Raw genomic sequence first — 19,336 nt, forward strand, 5'->3', positions numbered from 1 at the left:
TTATGCTCGTACACATCTGCTGTAGCGTTGATTCCCATTTCTTTATGGAGAAACTGCAGCAGGAATTCCCCGACGAAAAACTCGTCGGGTTCTTCTATGACCCCAATATCCACCCTTACAGCGAATACAAGCTCCGTCTTCTCGATGTAGAGCGCAGCTGCAAAAAACTGGGCATTGAGCTGATAGAAGGCGAATACGACTACGAGAACTGGATGGATGCCGTCCGCGGTTTGGAAAAAGAACCTGAGAAGGGTGCACGCTGTGAAGTCTGTTTCGACAAACGTTTCGAAGTGAGTGCGCACAAAGCACTCGAGCTGGGCGAGAAATCGATGACCACCACCTTGCTGGTCAGCCCTCTCAAATCTCAAGAACAGCTCAAAAAATCCGGCGATGCATTTCACGCAACGCATGGCGTCGAGTTCATCGCGTTTGACTACCGTAAAAACGGCGGAACCAACGATCAGGGCAGAGTTAGCAAAGATCAGCAGCTTTATCGTCAAGACTATTGCGGCTGTATCTACGGGCTCACTATGCAGCGTGACCAGCAGCACCGCTTGATGGATGAGATGTTTTCCCCAATTTCGCGCCAGATCCTCCCTGCTTCGATCGAAGAGCGTTTGGAACTCTACACCCGCCGCATGGAACTCGAAGAACAATCTATCCCGTACCGTATTATTAAAGAGCGGTTTTTAAACTACCGTCTCCTACGTTCTTCGCTCAAAGTCGGTTCCGAAATCATCCCTTCTTATCCCCTCTTCTATTCAACGATTAACCGCACACAGGCGCAGGGAAATATCGATTTTGAAATCGACGGACAGTTTTTTATGAATCGTGAAGAGGTGCGATTCATTACCCTTGAAACCTTTAATACCCTCACCTCATCCGCATATAAAAATACAAAAGAATTGATGTTTTATGCACCGTCTGTTGAAACTGAAATCAACCTTCGCTCTCGTCTTACGGGAAGCCCGTTTAACACTTCGGCAATTATCGTCGTTGATCAGATACCGAGCGCTAAAATTTCTATTGTCTTAGAAACAAAAAAATATGATGATACGAGAGAGAAACTTATTACTCTATAGAATTGAATTCATCTGCTTCGCTTACTTTTTAACCACCCATAGCACAGACCTTGCACTATAATGTCTCTATGGAAAACTTACTCTTAACAATCTTTTTAACCATTGCCATTTCAACGGTATTGAACATCATCCTCAAACGGTTCGGTGTTTCCCATATATTGGGTTATATTGCCACCGGAACCATCATCAGCTATCTTTTCGGATTCAATGGAGACGGAATCGATTCGCTCAATCTTATCGGCGAATTCGGGATCGTATTTTTGATGTTCACCATCGGGCTGGAACTGAGTCTGGATAAAATCAAAAAAATGAAAGAGATTCTCCTGACCAACGGTCTGCTGCAGGTCGTCTTTAGCGTCGGAGTGATCTTTTTACTCTCTTTTTATCTTTTTCATCTCAATTTCAATACTTCGCTCATTATCTCGTTGGCATTTTCGCTCTCATCTACGGCTATCGTCCTGACATACCTCAAAGAGTCCAAGGATATCCATACGCCATATGGGCAAAAATCGATGGGGATTTTGATCTTTCAGGATTTGGCAGTTATCCCTATATTGCTCCTCATCACCTTTTTGTCCAATGATGGCGCATCGATCGGTGAAATCCTTTTAAAAACCGTTATATCCGCCATATTTGTTGTCGTATTCATGTTTACGGTCGGAGAAAAAATCGTCAATGCCCTGTTGCAATTTTCCGCAAAAACTGAGTTGGAAGAGCTCTTTTTGGGTTCGGTCTTTTCTATCCTCATCGGGGCATCGCTGCTTGCCCATTCGATGGGCTTTACCTATTCGCTGGGAGCGTTTATTGCCGGAATGATCATTGCCGATACCCGCTACAACGTTAAAGTCGAATCGGATATCGCCAGCTACAAAGACCTGCTTCTTGGAACCTTTTTCTTCGGTGTCGGGACGAAAATCGATATGGTCTACTTTATGTCCAATATCCATATCATTATTTTTGTTTTCGTCTTCGCCATGCTTTTCAAAGCACTCGTCATTTACGCTATCATCCGACGCAATTCGGATAAAAACACCTCAGCAAAAACGGCGCTTTCTCTGGCACAAATCGGAGAATTTTCGTTTGCTGTTTTTGCCCTTGCAGGCTCACAAAAACTGATCAGCGACGAGATGGCGAGTTTTTTGATTCTGGTAAGTGTTATTTCGATGATTCTTACCCCGTTTATCATCGGAAACATCTATAAACTCTCCTCCTATTTTGAGAAAGAGTTTTATGAGTCCGACGTCATTACCCCTATCGAACGCCAAGATCATATTATCGTTGCCGGGTTTGCAATGCTGGGGAAAATCGTTGCCGCTTCATTGCAATCCAAAGGGGCTAACTTTATTATCATCTCCGACAATCTCAAGCACGTTTTACATGCCAGAAAACTGGGATATATGGCCTATTTCGGGCACTTAAACAAACTCCCCGTTTTAGAGTCTCTGATGGTCAAAGAAGCCAAAGCGATCATCATTACAATGAGCAGCGAACAAAACAGACGTCTCATCAGCGAAGCCGTTTTAAATTACGATAAAGATGCCAATGTTATTATCAAAATCGACAGTGTCGATGAACGTAAAAGTATGCGGGATCTACCGGAATTAGAGTTCGTGGATGCAAGCTTTGAAGTGGCGAATCTGCTGGTCAATCATGCCCTTAAAAATTGATTTGACACCCTACTCCCTTTTTTCTGCTTAGAGAAGTTTGATAGACGCATTCACCCTGTTTTTGCCACTCTCTTTTGCACCGTACAATGCATCATCCGCATCTTTGAAAACCTGATTCAAATCTTCATAATCACTCACCTGAGCCACGCCGAAACTGCAGGTGACACGGCCGACTTTATCTATGGGCTCAGAGTCGAAAATGGTACGAATCTCTTCCGCTTTGAGTATGGCTAAATTCAAATCGGCATGCGGTAAGAGGATGATAAACTCTTCACCTCCCCATCGTGCAAAAATATCGGAATTTCTCAAACACAGTTTCGTCCGGTTGGATATGTTCACCAATACCGTGTCTCCGACATCATGTCCATACGTATCATTAATACGTTTAAAATCGTCGATATCAAATAGGATAATGGAAAGGGGATGATTGTATCGTTGTGCCCGCTTGGATTCAGAGTGAAACAGCGTATCAAAATTTTGCCGGTTGTTACTGTTGGTCAAATAATCGTGGGTTGCCATTTGATAATAACTTTCTTTCTCTTTGATGGCCTGAACCCGCTTCGTAATATCGTTGATGATTGCAACGAAACTTTCCCGCCCGCCAAAATTCATCAACTGCAAACGAATGTCCACATGATACGAAGAACCGTCTTTACGTTCATGCACGGTTTCAAAGACGATCTGCTCCTGTTCGTACTGCAAAAGAGGCGTAATCAACTCCTGAAACTGCTCTTTTGTGTAATACGGCTTAATCTCTAACGGAGTCATCTGTTTGAATTCAGCAGCAGTGTATCCGCTGTTTAGGAGCGCCCCCCGGTTGACATACGAAAAGCGCAAACTCTCTTTATCAAAAATATAGATTTCATTCAGAGAATTTTCGATGAGATTTTGAAACTCGTTTTTTTCTTCTCTCGCCTTCATAATCGTATCGGTATGCATTTGCAGCACCCCTTTGAAATTCGCATTAAAAAGATAGCAGATAGCACTGTGCAAAGTTTCTGTGAAGAGATTCTGCCGGATCATTTCATTTATCATAGACTCTCGAAAATGAATACAGATTAAATAGAGTTCAGATACCGTGATATTTTTTGCCTCAAAAAACAGAAGAAGATTATTAATCGTCGGGCAATTGCCTATTTGCTGTTTTCCTTTGATGACATCAATAAAATATTCCATAACATTACGGGCATAGTGTTCTCTAAATTCATTTATATCGATATCTTTGGACGACAATACTTGCGATACTTCAGTATTATTGACCCATTTTGTAATAATTGAATGTTTAAACGTTTCTATACTATTCAGATGTTCGTATAAAACAACTATTTCTGGCTGTATCATGAGGTGCCCCCTCTTTGATATTTTGGAGTATTACTATAATTTTTTTCTATATCTCCCTTTTTCTACTGTTTACCATATTAGCACAGATTTAATCCATAGATATCAATTTTATATATTTCTTCCTATTTCATGAGCCAAAACACATGATAAAGCGAAAGAACTACATATAATCAATTATTAACACTTTTTGCGGTAAAATTGGGCGATTTTTTACCCTAAGGTGTTCACAAATATGATAGATGTCGTTCAAATTCAAAAAATTTTACCCCACCGTTTCCCATTTCTCCTTGTAGATCGAGTAACTAATCTTACTCCCAACGAGTCACTTATCGGTTACAAAAACGTCACCATCGGTGAACAAATTTTTGAAGGCCACTTTCCGGGTCATCCGATCTATCCGGGGGTTATGATACTTGAAGGTATGGCCCAAGCCGGCGGTATCCTCGCATTTCAAAGTATGGATATGACTGAAGCCGAAGCGGCACAAAAAGTCGTCTACTTCATGAGTATCGACGGCGCAAAATTTCGCGCCCCCGTTCGCCCGGGAGATCGTTTGGAATACCGTATGAATGTAGTAAAACACAAAGGCGCTATCTGGGTACTCGAAGGTAAAGCGTATGTAGATGACGTGCTCGTATCTGAAGCCGAACTCAAAGCAATGATCGTGGATAAGTAGGCCGTATGAGTCTTATTTCACCGCACGCGATCATAGAAGAAGGTGCCGTAATCGGCAAAGATGTCGAAATCGGACCGTTTTGCTTTATCTCCGGAAAAGCTAAAATCGGACGTGGGACAAAAATTGCCGCAAGTACCTGTATCTATGGCAATACTACGATCGGCGAATACAATGAGATCTTCTCGCATGCCGTATTGGGTTCGATTCCTCAGGATTTAAAATATGCAGGGGAAGAAGTCGAACTGATCATAGGCGATTACAATAAAATCCGCGAGTTTACCCTCTTTAATCCCGGAACAGCCGGCGGCGGCGGTAAAACGATCGTGGGTTCCCATAATCTCTTTATGGGGTACGTCCATTTAGGACACGACGTTATTATCGGAGATTATTGTATACTGGCCAATGCCGCGACCTTAGCCGGGCATGTGGAAATGGGTAATTACGCCGTAATCGGCGGAATGACTCCGGTCCATCAGTTCGTCAAAATAGGCGATTATGCTATGATAGCCGGAGCTTCGGCACTTTCTCAAGATGTCCCTCCGTATTGTTTGGCCGAAGGCAATCGTGCAGTTCTACGCGGATTAAACCTCAACGGCCTGCGCCGCCATCTGGAGCGCAGCGATATCGATGCACTACGAAGTGCTTATCGCGAACTCTTCGAATCCGGTAAACCGCTCCAAGAACAAGCAGCTTCCTTACTGGAAGAAAGTGAAAGTCGATTCGTTAAAAACCTTTGTACTTTTATTGTTAACACCAAACGGGGAATCCCCTACGAAAGGAATCAATCATGATTCATCGCCATTGCAGTTTCTGTGACGCAACAGAAAGCGATCATAATCCGCTTATCGCCGGAGCCAATGTCTACATATGCAAAAACTGTGTTTTTTCTGCCTATAAAATTATGTTCGGTGATTCCGACGGTGAAAATGACACAACCCATGAACATATCAATACTGAGCTTATAACACCTAAAGAGCTTAATGCCTTTTTGGGACAGTACATTATCGGACAACAACGGGCACGCAAACTCCTCTCCGTTGCCGTATATAATCACTATAAACGTATCTTCAAACATACTCATATCGAAGACGATACGGAAATTGCCAAATCCAACGTTTTATTGATCGGACCGACCGGTAGCGGTAAAACATTGATGGCACAAACCATTGCACGCGTCCTCAATGTCCCTATCGCGATTGCGGACGCCACCAGCCTTACAGAAGCGGGATACGTCGGTGAAGATGTCGAAAACATCCTTACAAAACTCCTCCAAGCAGCTGACGGTGATGTAGAACGGGCACAGCAAGGGATCGTATTTATCGATGAGATTGATAAAATTTCCCGTATGAGCGAAAACCGCTCGATCACCCGTGACGTATCGGGTGAGGGAGTACAGCAGGCTCTTCTTAAAATCATCGAAGGTGCCGTTGTCAACATCCCTCCTAAAGGGGGACGAAAACACCCGAATCAAGATTTCATCCAAATCGATACTTCCGGAATTCTCTTCATTTGCGGCGGAGCCTTTGACGGCCTCGGTCAAATTCTTGAGCGTAAAAAGGGCAATAATGTTATGGGATTCGGTCATGACAAACGCAGTACTACCGATATCGATGACAGTTTCGAAAATGTTGAACCCGATGATCTGGTTAGTTACGGTTTGATTCCTGAATTGATCGGACGTCTTCCGATTATTGCATCGTTGAATAAAATCACCGAAGAAGAGATGGTTCGCATCCTGACCGAACCGAAAAATTCATTGGTCAAACAATACACTAAACTTTTCGCTATTGATGATGTTGAACTCTCTTTTGAAAAAGAAGCGTTAAACGCAATTGCAGCCAAAGCTTTGGCACGTAAAACCGGAGCGCGTGGACTTCGTGCCATCATGGAAGAGACGATGGGAGACATTATGTACGAGCTTCCCGAGTACAGCGGATATGAAGTGCTTATCACTAAAGACGTCGTAGACGAAAAAACACAACCTGTATACATTAAAAAACCCAATCAAAAAAGTGCATAGGAGAGACAATGCTATTTAATAAACTTATCGGAATGTTCTCAAACGATCTCTCTATCGACTTAGGAACGGCAAATACCATTGTAATTGCAAAAGGGAAAGGGATCATAATAAACGAACCTTCCGTTGTGGCGGTAAAAATGGAGAAATACGGTCAACAACGTGTTTTGGCTGTCGGTCGCGAGGCCAAAGAGATGGTCGGTAAAACACCGGGAAATATCAAAGCGATCCGTCCTATGCGTGACGGTGTTATCGCCGACTTTGATATGACCGAAAAAATGATCCGCAAATTTATCGAAAAAGCACACGGGCGCAGCAGTCTTATAAGCCCCCGTATCATCATCTGTATCCCTTACGGATTGACACAAGTCGAACGAAAAGCGGTACGTGAATCGGCCATGAGCGCCGGAGCACGTGAAGTGTATCTGATCGATGAACCGATGGCGGCAGCTATCGGTGCAGGGATCGATATCCGCGAACCGAAAGGAAATATTGTCGTCGATATCGGCGGCGGTACGACTGAAATCGGTGTTGTCTCCTTGGGTGGATTGGTATTGTGCCGTTCTATCCGTGTGGCAGGGGACAAAATTGACCGTTCCATCATGGATTATGTCAAACGAAAATACAACCTTCTTATCGGTGAACGCATCTCTGAGGACATCAAAATCAACATCGGTACGGCAATGCCTTTGGCTCAAGAGCTTAAGATGATTATCAACGGCCGTGATCAGGTCGAAGGACTACTCACATCAATCGAGCTTTCCAGCGAAGATGCGCGTGAAGCAATGCGTGAACCTCTCAAAGAGATCCTTGAAGCGATTCGTGACGTACTTGAAAATATGCCGCCGGACCTTGCAGGTGACATCGTAAATAACGGACTTATCCTTACAGGCGGCGGTGCATTGATCCGCCAATTGGATAAATACCTCTCTGAAATCATCAAAATTCCCGTTTACGTTGCTGATGAGCCGCTTTTGTGTGTTGCACGCGGAACCGGCCGTGCACTAGAAGAGATCGATCAACTCCACGAACTTTTCGATAATGAATAAACAAGCGTTGAGTCTTGCACTCACACTTGCCCTTGTGGTGGGTGGAGCGCTTTATTTTACCAATCTCCTCCAATCCCCGATTGTCCGTTTAACCCTTCTGATAAAATCCAGCTACCATGATGGAATTGAAAACATTGAACATACTTTTGAAGAACATTTCAATCAGCAGGCCACCATCATCGATTTACGCGAAAAAAATCGTTATTATGAACAGCAGCTGCTCCATTTTCATCAAATAGCCGATGATTACCAAAAACTGATTCAAGAAGAGAACAGCACGATTCAAACCGATGCAAAAGTAGAGTTGGTACGAACCCTCTCCTACGTCCGCTTCGGCGATCCGTACCGAGTATGGATCGAGATGGATAATTTTGACGTTAAAAAAGTATACGGGCTCCTTTATCGCGGTTATGCTTCAGGCATCGTCGTCTCTAACAACAACAAGGCCATGGCGCTCCTTAACGGAGATGTCAAAAGCTCATATGCCGTCAATATCGGTGCATCAATGGCACCGGGAATCGTGCGCGGCAATAATGAACGGCGGCTGATTGTGGAATTTATTCCGACATGGATCCCTATTTCCGTCGGCGATGAAGTGGTCACATCCGGATTGGATCGTATCTTTTTAGCCGGATTAAAAGTGGGAAGAGTCGTCTCGATTACCAGAGCAAGCGGATATCAAAGTGCCGTTATCGAACCCTATTTTTACGGCAAAAATCCCGCCTATTTTCATGTCATAACACAGGTACGATAGACTCTGTAATCGGATTTTAAGTGCTTCTCGTCTATAATAATAAAATTTTTATGACGAGGGGTCTCAATGCCAAAACGCGACGACATCAAAACGATATTACTCATCGGATCAGGCCCGATCGTCATCGGTCAAGCCTGTGAATTTGACTATTCAGGAACACAAGCGGTTAAAACGCTCAAAGAGCTTGGCTACCGCGTAGTTTTGATCAACTCGAATCCGGCAACGATCATGACCGACCCCGAATTTGCCGATCGTACCTACATCGAACCTATCAAACCCGAAATCATCGCCGAAATCATCAAAAAAGAAAAAGTAGACGCTATCTTGCCTACAATGGGGGGACAAACCGCCCTTAATGCCGCGATGAAAATGCACGAACTCGGGATGCTTGAGGGGATCGAATTTCTCGGTGCCAATCCAAGCGCTATCAAAAAAGGGGAAGACCGCCAAGCGTTCAAAGAGTGTATGGTTAAAATCGGAATGGACTTACCGATTTCCCGCTATGCTTACAATATGGACGAAGCGATGGCAGCAGCCGAAGCAATCGGTTTCCCGATCATCATTCGTGCTTCGTACACTCTTGCAGGGGGCGGAAGCGGTGTCGCTTACAATATCGATGAATTCAAACTTCTTGCCCAACGCGGGCTGGATGAGTCGCCGATTACCGAAATTTTGATCGAAGAATCACTTCTCGGGTGGAAAGAATACGAGATGGAAGTTATCCGCGACCGCAACGATAACTGTATCATCGTCTGTTCGATTGAAAACTTCGATCCGATGGGTGTCCATACAGGAGATTCGATCACCGTTGCCCCTGCCCTCACCCTCACCGACAAAGAGTATCAGCGTATGCGTGACGCATCGTTCGCTATTTTGCGTGAAATCGGTGTTGATACGGGCGGATCTAACGTACAGTTCTCCGTTAACCCTAAAACGGGACGTATGATCGTTATCGAGATGAACCCGCGTGTATCGCGTTCATCGGCGTTGGCATCAAAAGCGACCGGTTACCCGATCGCCAAAGTAGCAACGCTCCTTGCAGTCGGATTTACCCTCGATGAGATCACGAATGACATCACCGGAACTCCTGCGGCATTTGAACCGGTTATCGACTATATCGTGACCAAAGTTCCTCGCTTTACGTTCGAAAAGTTCCCTGAAGCGGAATCGACCCTTACCACCAGTATGAAATCGGTCGGTGAAGCGATGGCGATTGGCCGCACTTTCAAAGAATCAGTGCAAAAAGCGCTCTGTTCTCTTGAAACAGGTCTCAGCGGTTTTGATCCGATAGCAGGTGATGAAGAGTTTGTTAAACACGAAATCCGTCGTCCGAATGCGGAACGTATCCTCTATGTCGGACAAGGTTTCCGTATGGGGCTTTCCAAAGAGGAGATTTTCGAACTCTCTAAAATCGATCCGTGGTTCTTGACCCAAATCGAAGAAATCATCGCTCAAGAAAAAACCATTACAGCGGCAACGCTTACCGATGAAACACAGCTTCGCCGTCTAAAAACCGAAGGGTTCTCCGATAAAAACATCGCTCGTCTAATCGGTGGCGGCACAAAAGAAAACGATGTCTATGATGCACGCAAAGCACTCGGAATCGCCTTCGAATACAATGAAGTCGATACTTGTGCGGCAGAATTCGGATCACTCACTCCATATCTCTATTCAACAACCAATATCACACGCCTTGGGCTTCAAGCACCGCGCCAAAGTGACAAGAAAAAAGTGATGATTCTCGGCGGAGGACCGAACCGTATCGGCCAAGGGATCGAGTTTGACTACTGCTGTGTCCACGCCTCATTCGCCCTTAAAGAGATGGGAATCGAGACAATCATGGTCAATTGTAACCCGGAAACCGTTTCAACCGACTACGATACCTCTGACGTCCTTTACTTTGAACCGATCGATTTCGAACATGTCCGCTCCATCGTCGAAGCGGAACAGCCTGATGGTATCATCGTCCACTTCGGAGGGCAAACACCTCTTAAATTGGCTAACGGCCTTCATGCCATCGGCGCTAAAATCGCCGGTACATCGGCAGAGGTAATCGACTTGGCGGAAAACCGTGAGAAATTTTCGGCATTCGTCATCGAACAAGGATTGAAACAACCTGAAAACGGTCTTTCAATGACCAAAGAGGGTGCATTCGAGATCGCTGAAAAACTCGGCTATCCGGTACTGGTTCGTCCGTCGTATGTTTTGGGTGGACGTGCAATGCGTATCGTTTATAACGAAGACGAACTCCGTACCTATATGGACGTCGCCGTATCGGTGAGCAACGATTCTCCGGTTCTCGTCGACAAATTCCTCGACCAAGCGGTTGAACTGGATGTTGATGCCATCAGTGACGGCACAGAAGTCTACATCGGTTCCGTTATGCAGCACATCGAAGAGGCAGGTATTCATTCAGGAGACAGTGCATGTTCACTTCCTCCAGTAAGTCTCAGTGCCGAGATTCAAGCTCAAGTTGAACAACAAACGAAGAAAATTGCATTAGGTTTAGGCGTTATCGGTCTTTTGAATATCCAATACGCAATCTATCAAAACGAAGTCTATTTGATTGAAGTTAACCCAAGAGCATCGCGTACCGTTCCGTTTGTCTCCAAAGCGACCGGAATGCCGCTTGCAAAAGTTGCAACCCGCGTTATGCTTGGTGATACACTCCGTAATGCACTGAAATTCTACGATAACTATAATATCGTGATGGAAGCGGACGGACTTCTCAAACCGCGTCTCAAAGGACACGTAGCGATTAAAGAAGCGGTATTCCCGTTCAACAAACTCTACGGAGCCGATTTGGTTCTCTCCCCTGAAATGAAATCAACCGGAGAAGTAATGGGTATCAGTCAAAACTTCGGCGTCAGTTTCGCGAAAAGTCAGCTGGCGGCAGGTAATAAAATCCCGACATCCGGAACGTGTTTCCTCTCTTTCATCGAATCCGATAAAGTCCATGCTCCTGAAATCGCACGCGGATTGCACAATCAAGGATTCAAACTTGTAGCTACACGCGGTACCCAAAAAGCCATTGAAGCTGCCGGGATTCCGTGTGAAGCGGTTTTGAAAATCAGTGAAGGCCGTCCGAATATCGAAGACGTCATGAAAAACGGAGAAATCTCTTTGGCTATCAACACCTCCGATAACAAAACATCCAAAAAAGATGCCGAACAAATCCGCCAAATCGTATTGCGTATGGGAACCCCGTATTTCACAACCCTTAGTGCCGCGCGTGCTGCTATCGAAGCGATGGGGCATATGCACGATGACAGCTGGATGGAACCGCACGCGATCCAAGACTACCTCATTCCCTAACCCATGAAAGTTTTCCTCGCGCAAACCGACACTACCGTCGGTTTTCTATCCCAAGACTCTAAACGGTTAGAAACCATCAAAATGCGCGCCGACAATAAACCTTTTCTCAAAGTTTATTCCGATTTTAAAAATCTGAAACGCGATATTCGTATTCCAAATACCCATAAACGTCTTGTTCGACATGCCTGTAAAACGACATTCGTTGTTAAAAACCAAGCCTTTCGCCATGTTTGTGATCCATATCACGCCAGACTGATCCAACCTTTCGGTTGGCTCTATTCTACCTCAGCGAATGAAAGCGGACAATCGTATGTGAGAGAGTTTTGTCAATCCGTTAGTGACATTATTGTTGAAGATTTCAGAGGCCTCAGTGAACAGAGTGCCTCTCAAATCTTTTTGCTCACCACAAGCCAAATTAAACAGTTACGTTAGGAATCTCTATCTATGAAACATTTCAACTCTGCCAAGCATATCATGATGGGAAGCATGGGACTCATCGTCCTCAGTGCCCTCAGCGGATGCCAAAGCACACAAGAACAACAAGCTGAAGGACAAAATAAATTTCTCGTTGTTGAGCAGCAGCCTAACGGAAAATATGTTGTTATCGAAGAGGCCCCAACCACTGGCCCAAGTCATGCCATCATCCGTTCAACCGATGAAAACGGCACGGTGCATGAGCGTGTTATGAGTGAAGCAGAGATGAAAGAACTCGCCGATCAAGAATACAAAAAAATGCAAGAGGGAAAATCGGAACTCAATGCAGAACCCCAAGGTGAAGGGATGGGATTAGGCGGTACTATCCTCGCGGCGGCAGGGGGCGCATTATTAGGTAACGTCATAGGAAACATGCTGATGAACAACTCCACATTCCGTAAAAATCAAGACGCGTCAAACCGATCTGCCTATCACCGTTCGGCATCCGGCATGGGTTCTTCCGCCGTTTCCACCTCTCAGAAAAAAAGTTTCTTCGGTAATTCTGGGTCAAAAAGCACCGGTTCCGGTGGATTCTTCGGAGGATAACTATGATTAAATTACAAAAAATAAACCCGATTAGCGATGCCATTTTAGAAGAAATCGGATTCAATTGGCATACCGACAGCGACAACACCAAATACGTTGCGGATGAGCTGGTCATCGTCACGGATAAAGAGGCAGAAGCCTATTATGATGCAGTCAACGAGCTGTATGATATGTATGCGACAGCAGCCCAATATGTCATCGATAATAACCTCTTTTTTGAATTGGGTATCCCGTTTAATCTTGTAGAAATGATTAAAAAAAGCTGGGAAAACGATGTACACTGGCACCTCTACGGTCGATTTGACCTCTCGGGAGGAATCGGTGGTGCTCCGATCAAACTGATTGAGTTCAATGCAGACACCCCTACGGCACTTTTCGAAACTGTGATTTTGCAATGGGCACTCTTAAAATACAACGAAATGGATGAAGAGCGTCAATTTAATACTATTTATGAAGCGATCACTGAAAACTTTCGCCGTCTCATCACGCTCTTCGATGATACCGAGAAATTTGATTCACTGTATGAGGGGTGGAAAATTCTTTTCAGTGCGGTAAGCGGCAATGTCGAAGAGGAACAAACGGTTCGATTGCTACAACAAATGGCATCCGATGCAGGTTTTAATACAGGATTCGAACCCTTAGGGGGAGTCACATTTGATGGTGAGGGGATTTATGATAGTGAAGAATCCCCGTATGAATATTGGTTTAAACTCTTTCCGTGGGAAGATATCGCAATCGAAGAGCCTGAACTGGCCACCTTACTCACAAACATCATGAACAATCAAAAGGCCATTATTTTAAATCCGGCCTACACTCTTTTGTTTCAATCAAAAGGGATGATGAAAATACTGTGCGACCTCTTCCCGGATTCACCTTATCTTCTAAAAACGTCATTTGAGCCGCTCCAAGGGGTTCAGCAGGTCGAAAAACGGATGTTTGGACGTGAAGGTGCCAATGTACGTATTGTGGATGCTTCTCTCAACACCATTGAAGCCAATGACGGACCTTACGGTAATTTCAAACCGATCTATCAAGAGTATGTCGAGTTTCCGAAAGATACAAAAGGTAATAGATATCAGGCAGGTGTCTTTTTCGCCTATGAAGCATGCGGTTTAGGATTCCGAAGAGGCGGTAAAATTTTGGGCAATATGTCCAAATTTGTCGGGCATGTATTACAGTAGTGATGTCGGTTTACCGGTAAAATAACCCTGTGAATAATCGACGCCGATTGCCTTGATCGTGTTGTAAATTTCCTCATCCGATACAAATTCTGCAATTGTTTTCGCATCAATTTTCTTGGCGAAATCAATAATCGTTTCAACAATAATATGATGACGTGAGTTCCCTGCGATCTCCCGTATCAATGAACCGTCAATCTTGATGTAATCCACACCCAGTTTGAGTATGTTTTCAAAATTAGAATACCCCGTTCCAAAATCATCAATCGCTATTTTTGCCCCCAAAACTTTTACCTGTGAAATAAACCGTGTCACTTCTTCGTAACTTTCAATCCCCTCAGATTCTAAAATCTCAAAAACGATCCGGTCTGCCGTACCGGTTTCGGTGATCGTTTTAATAATTTCACTGACCGTATGAGGATTACGAATATCACTGTCTGATAGATTAATTGAAAATTCCTCTTTGCGTGAAGCGAAGAGTGTACAAGCCTGATAAACCACTTCAAGGGTAATACGGGGATAAAGTTTCGTTTGTTTTGCAATCGATAAAAACTTGATCGGAGGAATGATATTTCCTTCGTCATCTATCATCCGTACCAATGTTTCATATTTATGAACCATCCCCGTATTTAGATTCACTATAGGCTGATAGTGACAAATAATACGATTATCAAATAATGCTCTACGGACATTAGAAGCCATTGTCAGATTCGATCGATATTGTTCTTCAATTCCTTCTTCATGATTGTAAAAGGCTATCTGTTTTCGATTCGCTTTCGCATGATGCAAAGCAATATCAGCCCGGGTCAGTACTTTCTCATTTCCCATAGCGACACCGATACTTATTCGGATATTGAAGCTCTCTTCTTTGACCACAAATGTTTTTTCATCTAATAATTTTGCAAGTATATTTAACCGATGTTCCAATTCATTTTGGTTATATAAATTGCTAAATACCAAAGCAAATTCGTCACCTCCTAAACGGTAAGATGCACTCGATAACTCCTTGAGCCATAACGCGAATTGCTTGAGTATTTCATCACCGATTGAAATTCCGAAGAAATCATTTACTTCTTTGAAATCATCTATATTGACGATTGCCAAAGCTAAGAGATCCCCTTGTAACAATATTTCTTGAAGCTTGTATCGATTGGGTAAATTTGTCAGTTGATCCGTATAAAACTGAGTTTCCAACTCACGGGTTTTTTCATTGACCTTCATTTCAAGAGAGCTGTTCATCGTTTCCATTTGTTCCAGATAGTGTTGGGTCGTTTTTTGCATCGTATTAAATGCGGTAACTATCTGCTCGATCTCAACACTGCCGTCTTCCTCAAACATCATTTGATCACCCGGCTTGTAATAACGGACTTTTTTAGCGATCTTAGTAAGAGGAGAGAGAAGATAACGAACCCACCAGACTGCGGCAAAAAAAATCACGGCGATACTTACCCATACACCATATACGATTTTATGAATGGATTTACGCGTCTCTTCATAGGCTAAATCACTGTAACGCAATGTGACGGAACCCATCAATTCTCCGCTTGTAGGTTCTTTCAATATATGCGTGACGCTCATCGCTTCATGTCGGGATTTCAAATGTTCTTTACTGTGCGTATAAAAATAAAGTCTCTTTCCGCTCTGATCACGAATCTCCAATTCCGTTACATCGGGTACCGATACGGCAGGAGCAACTTTTTGTGAAATTTGATCGTAAAACTTTAAATAAAGAGCAATTTGAAGCGGTTTTTCAATGGTTTCCAGCAATAAATTCGCTTTTTGTTTTTCTGAAACCAAGATCGTGTTTTCAAAAACAATACTGACTATGGTTCCAATTGACATCAAAATCAAAAGGAATATTAAAATCAAAGATCCTACGATTTTATATGAAAGACGAGTCTTAGAGAGAAACATCATAGATGCACCTTAATGTATTTCAAAATTACCGCATGTTAAGTAAAGCTGAAAATTTATTCGTAAATTACGTAATTTTATCCTATAATATACCGAATAAATCATTTACTTTATTTAGCGTTGATGAATTGTTAAATATCTATCTTTCAACCAATATAGAAACGAAGGTAAAAATAGTGAAATGCACAGTAGCATCAACGGAAATGGAACGGACTGCTATATTGCGGCAACGGTATGATATTTTTGTAAAAGAGTCCGGTTATTTTGTCCCGAAAGAGAAAGATGATCGACTTGAATACGATTCATATGACGACCACTCCCTTTTATTCGGGGTGTGGGAGAACGGATCTTTGATTGCATCGTGCCGACTTGTTCTTCCAAACTCTTCATTGGGATTACCGACACTTAAAGCAATGGAAATCGATGCGGACAGAATCCAACGTGATCAGCCTACAGCCGAGATTTCACGTATTACTATTGCCCCGGAGCACAGAGTTTTTAGAAAAACGATCAAAATTTTGCAAACGATGCAAGAAGAGATAAATCGGGTCTCTTCCACGTGTGGAATAAAACAATTTATAGGAGCGGTTGAACCCAGTTTTTTACGACTTCTTAACTGTTCTAGACTCTCTTATCAGCCGATCGGTCCATTGCAACACCTTATCGGCGCAGAGCGATATCCGGTTATATTAACACATAAAAATTTGACTATACCCTGAAAGAACCCAGACTATGAATTACTCCTCACTCGCTTTATTGTTAATCCCTTTCTCTCTCTTTGCCGCTGAGTCAGAAGTAAACTCCAATCTCTTTCATAATCTCACTGATGATATGAGTACTATTGCACAAACGGCAAAAGATCAACGGGCGAATATCGATTATCTTCCGTTTATCATGACGGTATTTGACGGTGAAGAACTTGCCCATGCAGGGGCTTCATCGTTAAAAGAAGCTCTGAGTCTTGCAGCAGGTGTCAATATCGCCAGTGACAATCTCTCTTTATTTAACCCTGTTTTCCGCGGTTCCAATCCTGTCGCATACGGACAAAGCAAGCTGATCGTTGACGGCATCGAAGTCAATGACCTTTTTTTCGACGGTTATACCGCCTATCTAAGTATGCCGATTGACATGATCAAACGGATCGAAATCGTCCGTGGCCCGGGCAGCTACAGTGACGGTCATTCAGGCTATGCGGGATCCATCGTCGTCACCACCTATAAAGGGGAAGCTCCAGCTGATGGAGTCAGTCGTTGGTTTGCCTCTGCAGGTACGTACGGTACTAAAAAAGCCGGAGTTTCCTATGCAACAAGAGATGATGATTTTTCTTTTGCGGCAGATCTGTATACCGTCCATGATAGTCTCTCCCTAACATATGGGTTGGATGGCCTTTCGAATAATCTTCTCGGCGCTCCTAATGCCCACCTCGCACGCTCAGGCGATGCCCCGGCAGCTACCGATGCAACTATGCTTTCTGCATCGCTCTCCAAGGGAGCCTTTTTTGCTGACGGCCGTCTCTCTACCTATCGCCACGGTTCCGGAGGCGGTATAAACTATGCATTAGCTTCTGAAGGAGACCACTACAATATCGACCAGTGGCAAATCAGAGCAGGTGCCCACTATAACATAAATAGTTTTTCCGGAACCCTCCAAGCCGCGGTGATTCAAGACAGCTTCACGAGTCACCAGCTCCTTGCACCTGCAGGACTGAGACTTCCCTCTCTTACACCGCCTACAACAATCGTAACCTATCCGGACGGTTTTTATGGGATTCATGAAGCATTTATACGGACATATCGAATTAACAATACCCTTGCAGGAAGTTTACTAGGTGGTGACACCACTTTTGGGATCAGCGGTTCATGGAGCAATGTTACCTCAGAAAAAACCATCACTACCGACCGAGACAGCGGAACGGGAATGACCGATTATTCGACGACGCTTCCTTTTTTCAATCCAAAAGGCTCCATCAATAATCTGACAGCCTATATGACCTATGAAAAGGTCATCTCCCCCTCTCTCACCGGGTATGGCTCACTTACGATCGATCGAAGAAATGGCATTAGCCCCCAGGTTGATCCGAGGATTGCAGCTGTCTATGCGATCGATCCTGCAAACCTGATCAAATTTTCAATCTCCCGTGCCCACAGAAATCCTTCATGGCAGGAGATGTTTACCCTTAATAATAAAGCACGTTGGGGAAATCCGGATTTGTTGCCTGAAACCGTCATGGCATATGAAACGCAATTTATTCATCAATTCGAAACAGATCATACCCTTTCGGTTAACCTCTTTCACCTAAACAATAACAATCAGATTTATCTGCAATACAATACTTCATTGGCTCGTTATGAGTACGTTAACGGGTCTAAAAGTACAATTCAGGGGATCGAAGGGGAGTGGCGGAAACGATATGATGCAACCACGTTCTATGCCGCATATACACATATATGGGCTGAAGACGGCAATGGTGTGACATTGGCAAATGCTCCGTCTGATACAGCACGAGGATTTATTACACACAGTTTGAACGAAAACTGGTTCGGTTCTTTAGCCGGTCGATGGCAAAATAAAATCCCAAGAGCAGCAACCGATACTCGCAATGATATGAAAGCAATCGGAATCGTCGATACTTCTATCGGATATAAACTTCCATACCTCAACAGCGAAATTCAATTTACGCTCAAAAATATATTTGATGAGAAAGAACTTTATCCAAGCCCTCCAAATACATATGACGGGGATTATCCGTCAACCGGACGCGCGTTTATGGCAACACTACGGGGTACATTTTGAAACGAATATTTTTGTTCCTTACCCTAAGCATAGCCGGATGGTGTGCATCGTATGATCCATTTTTATTGGATACACAGCTCACATTGCTGCCAAAAATTGCAATGCTCGATAAAAATATTGCTTTTGCACACAATAAATCTCCGATAAAAATTTTGATCGCCTATGAATCCGATGATGAAGATACTGCCCTCAACTGCAGTAAAATTTTGATGAATAAATTCAATGGAATACTAAACGGACATCCGATTATTGTCACGACCCTCTCTTTCGATAAGCTCGATAATGCCGCATCGTATCATCTTGTTTATGCACTAAAAACGAATACGGCACAGCTTAAAAAGGTCCGTAATGCCATCGCTTCAACCGGTACACTTACCGCTCTTTATGATGCGGATAAACTCAGCGACGGCGGTATCTTACTCTCCATTCGTATGGAACGAGCTCCGGTCATTTTGATCAATGCAAAAATCTTACGGGAAAATCGAATCTCTTTTCCCGACAGCCTGCTCGAGATTGCTAGAATTATCTAA

The 19,336-nt window shown here is 43.8% G+C and carries 16 protein-coding genes; 14 read left to right on the plus strand and 2 right to left on the minus strand.

Going from position 1 to position 19,336, the window contains the following annotated elements:
* The first annotated feature begins 2 nt into the window (after positions 1 to 2).
* Together PHE37_RS10150 and PHE37_RS10155 are read left to right on the plus strand one after the other, a co-directional pair.
* The gene (locus tag PHE37_RS10150; RefSeq protein WP_299993454.1) at positions 3 to 1,082 is read left to right on the plus strand and encodes an epoxyqueuosine reductase QueH; all 1,080 of its coding nucleotides are present in this window, start codon (positions 3 to 5) and stop codon (positions 1,080 to 1,082) included.
* A gap of 68 nt (positions 1,083 to 1,150) precedes the next feature.
* The gene (locus PHE37_RS10155) at positions 1,151 to 2,749 is read left to right on the plus strand and encodes a cation:proton antiporter (RefSeq protein WP_299993456.1); all 1,599 of its coding nucleotides are present in this window, start codon (positions 1,151 to 1,153) and stop codon (positions 2,747 to 2,749) included.
* Positions 2,750 to 2,776: 27 nt separating this feature from the next.
* Here the strand turns inward: PHE37_RS10155 and PHE37_RS10160 are convergent, their stop codons facing one another.
* Positions 2,777 to 4,090 carry a sensor domain-containing diguanylate cyclase gene (locus PHE37_RS10160; protein WP_299993457.1) on the minus strand — a complete coding sequence of 438 codons (1,314 nt, stop codon included), beginning with the start codon at positions 4,088 to 4,090 and terminating at the stop codon, positions 2,777 to 2,779.
* A 232-nt stretch (positions 4,091 to 4,322) separates the two neighbouring features.
* Here PHE37_RS10160 and fabZ point away from each other — a divergent pair, with 232 nt between their 5' ends.
* From fabZ to PHE37_RS10205, 9 genes are all read left to right on the plus strand, one after another.
* Positions 4,323 to 4,766 carry a 3-hydroxyacyl-ACP dehydratase FabZ gene (gene fabZ / locus PHE37_RS10165; protein ID WP_299993458.1) on the plus strand — a complete coding sequence of 148 codons (444 nt, stop codon included), beginning with the start codon at positions 4,323 to 4,325 and terminating at the stop codon, positions 4,764 to 4,766.
* 5 nt (positions 4,767 to 4,771) lie between these two features.
* Positions 4,772 to 5,557, plus strand: coding sequence for an acyl-ACP--UDP-N-acetylglucosamine O-acyltransferase (gene lpxA, locus PHE37_RS10170; protein WP_299993459.1), 786 nt, complete (start codon positions 4,772 to 4,774; stop codon positions 5,555 to 5,557).
* A complete protein-coding gene (gene clpX, locus PHE37_RS10175) occupies positions 5,554 to 6,786 on the plus strand; it encodes an ATP-dependent Clp protease ATP-binding subunit ClpX (RefSeq protein ID WP_300008565.1) in 1,233 nt (410 codons plus the stop codon). The genes lpxA and clpX overlap by 4 nt, the downstream gene beginning before the upstream one ends.
* An 8-nt stretch (positions 6,787 to 6,794) precedes the next feature.
* Positions 6,795 to 7,832 (plus strand): rod shape-determining protein, encoded by a 1,038-nt coding sequence (locus PHE37_RS10180; RefSeq protein ID WP_300008567.1) that lies wholly within the window; start codon positions 6,795 to 6,797, stop codon positions 7,830 to 7,832.
* Entirely contained in the window at positions 7,825 to 8,586 is a 762-nt protein-coding gene (gene mreC / locus PHE37_RS10185; protein ID WP_299993462.1) for a rod shape-determining protein MreC, read from the plus strand. The genes PHE37_RS10180 and mreC overlap by 8 nt, the downstream gene beginning before the upstream one ends.
* 66 nt (positions 8,587 to 8,652) lie before the next feature.
* On the plus strand, positions 8,653 to 11,901 hold the full coding sequence (gene carB, locus PHE37_RS10190) for a carbamoyl-phosphate synthase large subunit (RefSeq protein ID WP_299993463.1): 3,249 nt from the start codon (positions 8,653 to 8,655) through the stop codon (positions 11,899 to 11,901).
* A 3-nt stretch (positions 11,902 to 11,904) separates the two neighbouring features.
* Entirely contained in the window at positions 11,905 to 12,333 is a 429-nt protein-coding gene (locus PHE37_RS10195; protein WP_299993464.1) for a Sua5/YciO/YrdC/YwlC family protein, read from the plus strand.
* Between the two features lie 12 nt (positions 12,334 to 12,345).
* The gene (locus PHE37_RS10200) at positions 12,346 to 12,921 is read left to right on the plus strand and encodes a hypothetical protein (RefSeq protein WP_299993465.1); all 576 of its coding nucleotides are present in this window, start codon (positions 12,346 to 12,348) and stop codon (positions 12,919 to 12,921) included.
* 2 nt (positions 12,922 to 12,923) lie between these two features.
* Complete coding sequence (locus PHE37_RS10205) at positions 12,924 to 14,102, plus strand: glutathionylspermidine synthase family protein (RefSeq protein ID WP_299993466.1); 1,179 nt, start codon at positions 12,924 to 12,926, stop codon at positions 14,100 to 14,102.
* Here PHE37_RS10205 and PHE37_RS10210 read toward each other — a convergent pair.
* Positions 14,094 to 16,016 (minus strand): EAL domain-containing protein, encoded by a 1,923-nt coding sequence (locus PHE37_RS10210; RefSeq protein WP_299993467.1) that lies wholly within the window; start codon positions 16,014 to 16,016, stop codon positions 14,094 to 14,096. The two genes, PHE37_RS10205 and PHE37_RS10210, sit on opposite strands and share 9 nt — an antisense overlap.
* A gap of 173 nt (positions 16,017 to 16,189) precedes the next feature.
* Here PHE37_RS10210 and PHE37_RS10215 point away from each other — a divergent pair, with 173 nt between their 5' ends.
* The 3 genes from PHE37_RS10215 to PHE37_RS10225 are packed head-to-tail and all read left to right on the plus strand — an operon-like array spanning position 16,190 to position 19,336.
* Positions 16,190 to 16,732 carry a GNAT family N-acyltransferase gene (locus PHE37_RS10215; protein WP_299993468.1) on the plus strand — a complete coding sequence of 181 codons (543 nt, stop codon included), beginning with the start codon at positions 16,190 to 16,192 and terminating at the stop codon, positions 16,730 to 16,732.
* Positions 16,733 to 16,745: 13 nt separating this feature from the next.
* Entirely contained in the window at positions 16,746 to 18,806 is a 2,061-nt protein-coding gene (locus PHE37_RS10220; protein WP_299993469.1) for a TonB-dependent receptor, read from the plus strand.
* Positions 18,803 to 19,336: a YfiR/HmsC family protein gene (locus PHE37_RS10225; RefSeq protein ID WP_299993470.1), complete on the plus strand. Its 534-nt coding sequence runs from the start codon at positions 18,803 to 18,805 to the stop codon at positions 19,334 to 19,336. The genes PHE37_RS10220 and PHE37_RS10225 overlap by 4 nt, the downstream gene beginning before the upstream one ends.

The organism is Sulfuricurvum sp., from assembly GCF_028681615.1.
Taxonomy (GTDB): Bacteria; Campylobacterota; Campylobacteria; order Campylobacterales; family Sulfurimonadaceae; genus Sulfuricurvum.

Excerpts from the sequence above, each read along its gene's own strand:
- PHE37_RS10150 (WP_299993454.1), top strand. The coding sequence starts at position 3 with ATGCTCGTACACATCTGCTGTAGCGTTGATTCCCATTTCTTTATGGAG.
- PHE37_RS10155 (WP_299993456.1), top strand. The coding sequence starts at position 1,151 with ATGGAAAACTTACTCTTAACAATCTTTTTAACCATTGCCATTTCAACG.
- PHE37_RS10160 (WP_299993457.1), bottom strand. The coding sequence starts at position 4,090 with ATGATACAGCCAGAAATAGTTGTTTTATACGAACATCTGAATAGTATA.
- fabZ (WP_299993458.1), top strand. The coding sequence starts at position 4,323 with ATGATAGATGTCGTTCAAATTCAAAAAATTTTACCCCACCGTTTCCCA.
- lpxA (WP_299993459.1), top strand. The coding sequence starts at position 4,772 with ATGAGTCTTATTTCACCGCACGCGATCATAGAAGAAGGTGCCGTAATC.
- clpX (WP_300008565.1), top strand. The coding sequence starts at position 5,554 with ATGATTCATCGCCATTGCAGTTTCTGTGACGCAACAGAAAGCGATCAT.
- PHE37_RS10180 (WP_300008567.1), top strand. The coding sequence starts at position 6,795 with ATGCTATTTAATAAACTTATCGGAATGTTCTCAAACGATCTCTCTATC.
- mreC (WP_299993462.1), top strand. The coding sequence starts at position 7,825 with ATGAATAAACAAGCGTTGAGTCTTGCACTCACACTTGCCCTTGTGGTG.
- carB (WP_299993463.1), top strand. The coding sequence starts at position 8,653 with ATGCCAAAACGCGACGACATCAAAACGATATTACTCATCGGATCAGGC.
- PHE37_RS10195 (WP_299993464.1), top strand. The coding sequence starts at position 11,905 with ATGAAAGTTTTCCTCGCGCAAACCGACACTACCGTCGGTTTTCTATCC.
- PHE37_RS10200 (WP_299993465.1), top strand. The coding sequence starts at position 12,346 with ATGAAACATTTCAACTCTGCCAAGCATATCATGATGGGAAGCATGGGA.
- PHE37_RS10205 (WP_299993466.1), top strand. The coding sequence starts at position 12,924 with ATGATTAAATTACAAAAAATAAACCCGATTAGCGATGCCATTTTAGAA.
- PHE37_RS10210 (WP_299993467.1), bottom strand. The coding sequence starts at position 16,016 with ATGATGTTTCTCTCTAAGACTCGTCTTTCATATAAAATCGTAGGATCT.
- PHE37_RS10220 (WP_299993469.1), top strand. The coding sequence starts at position 16,746 with ATGAATTACTCCTCACTCGCTTTATTGTTAATCCCTTTCTCTCTCTTT.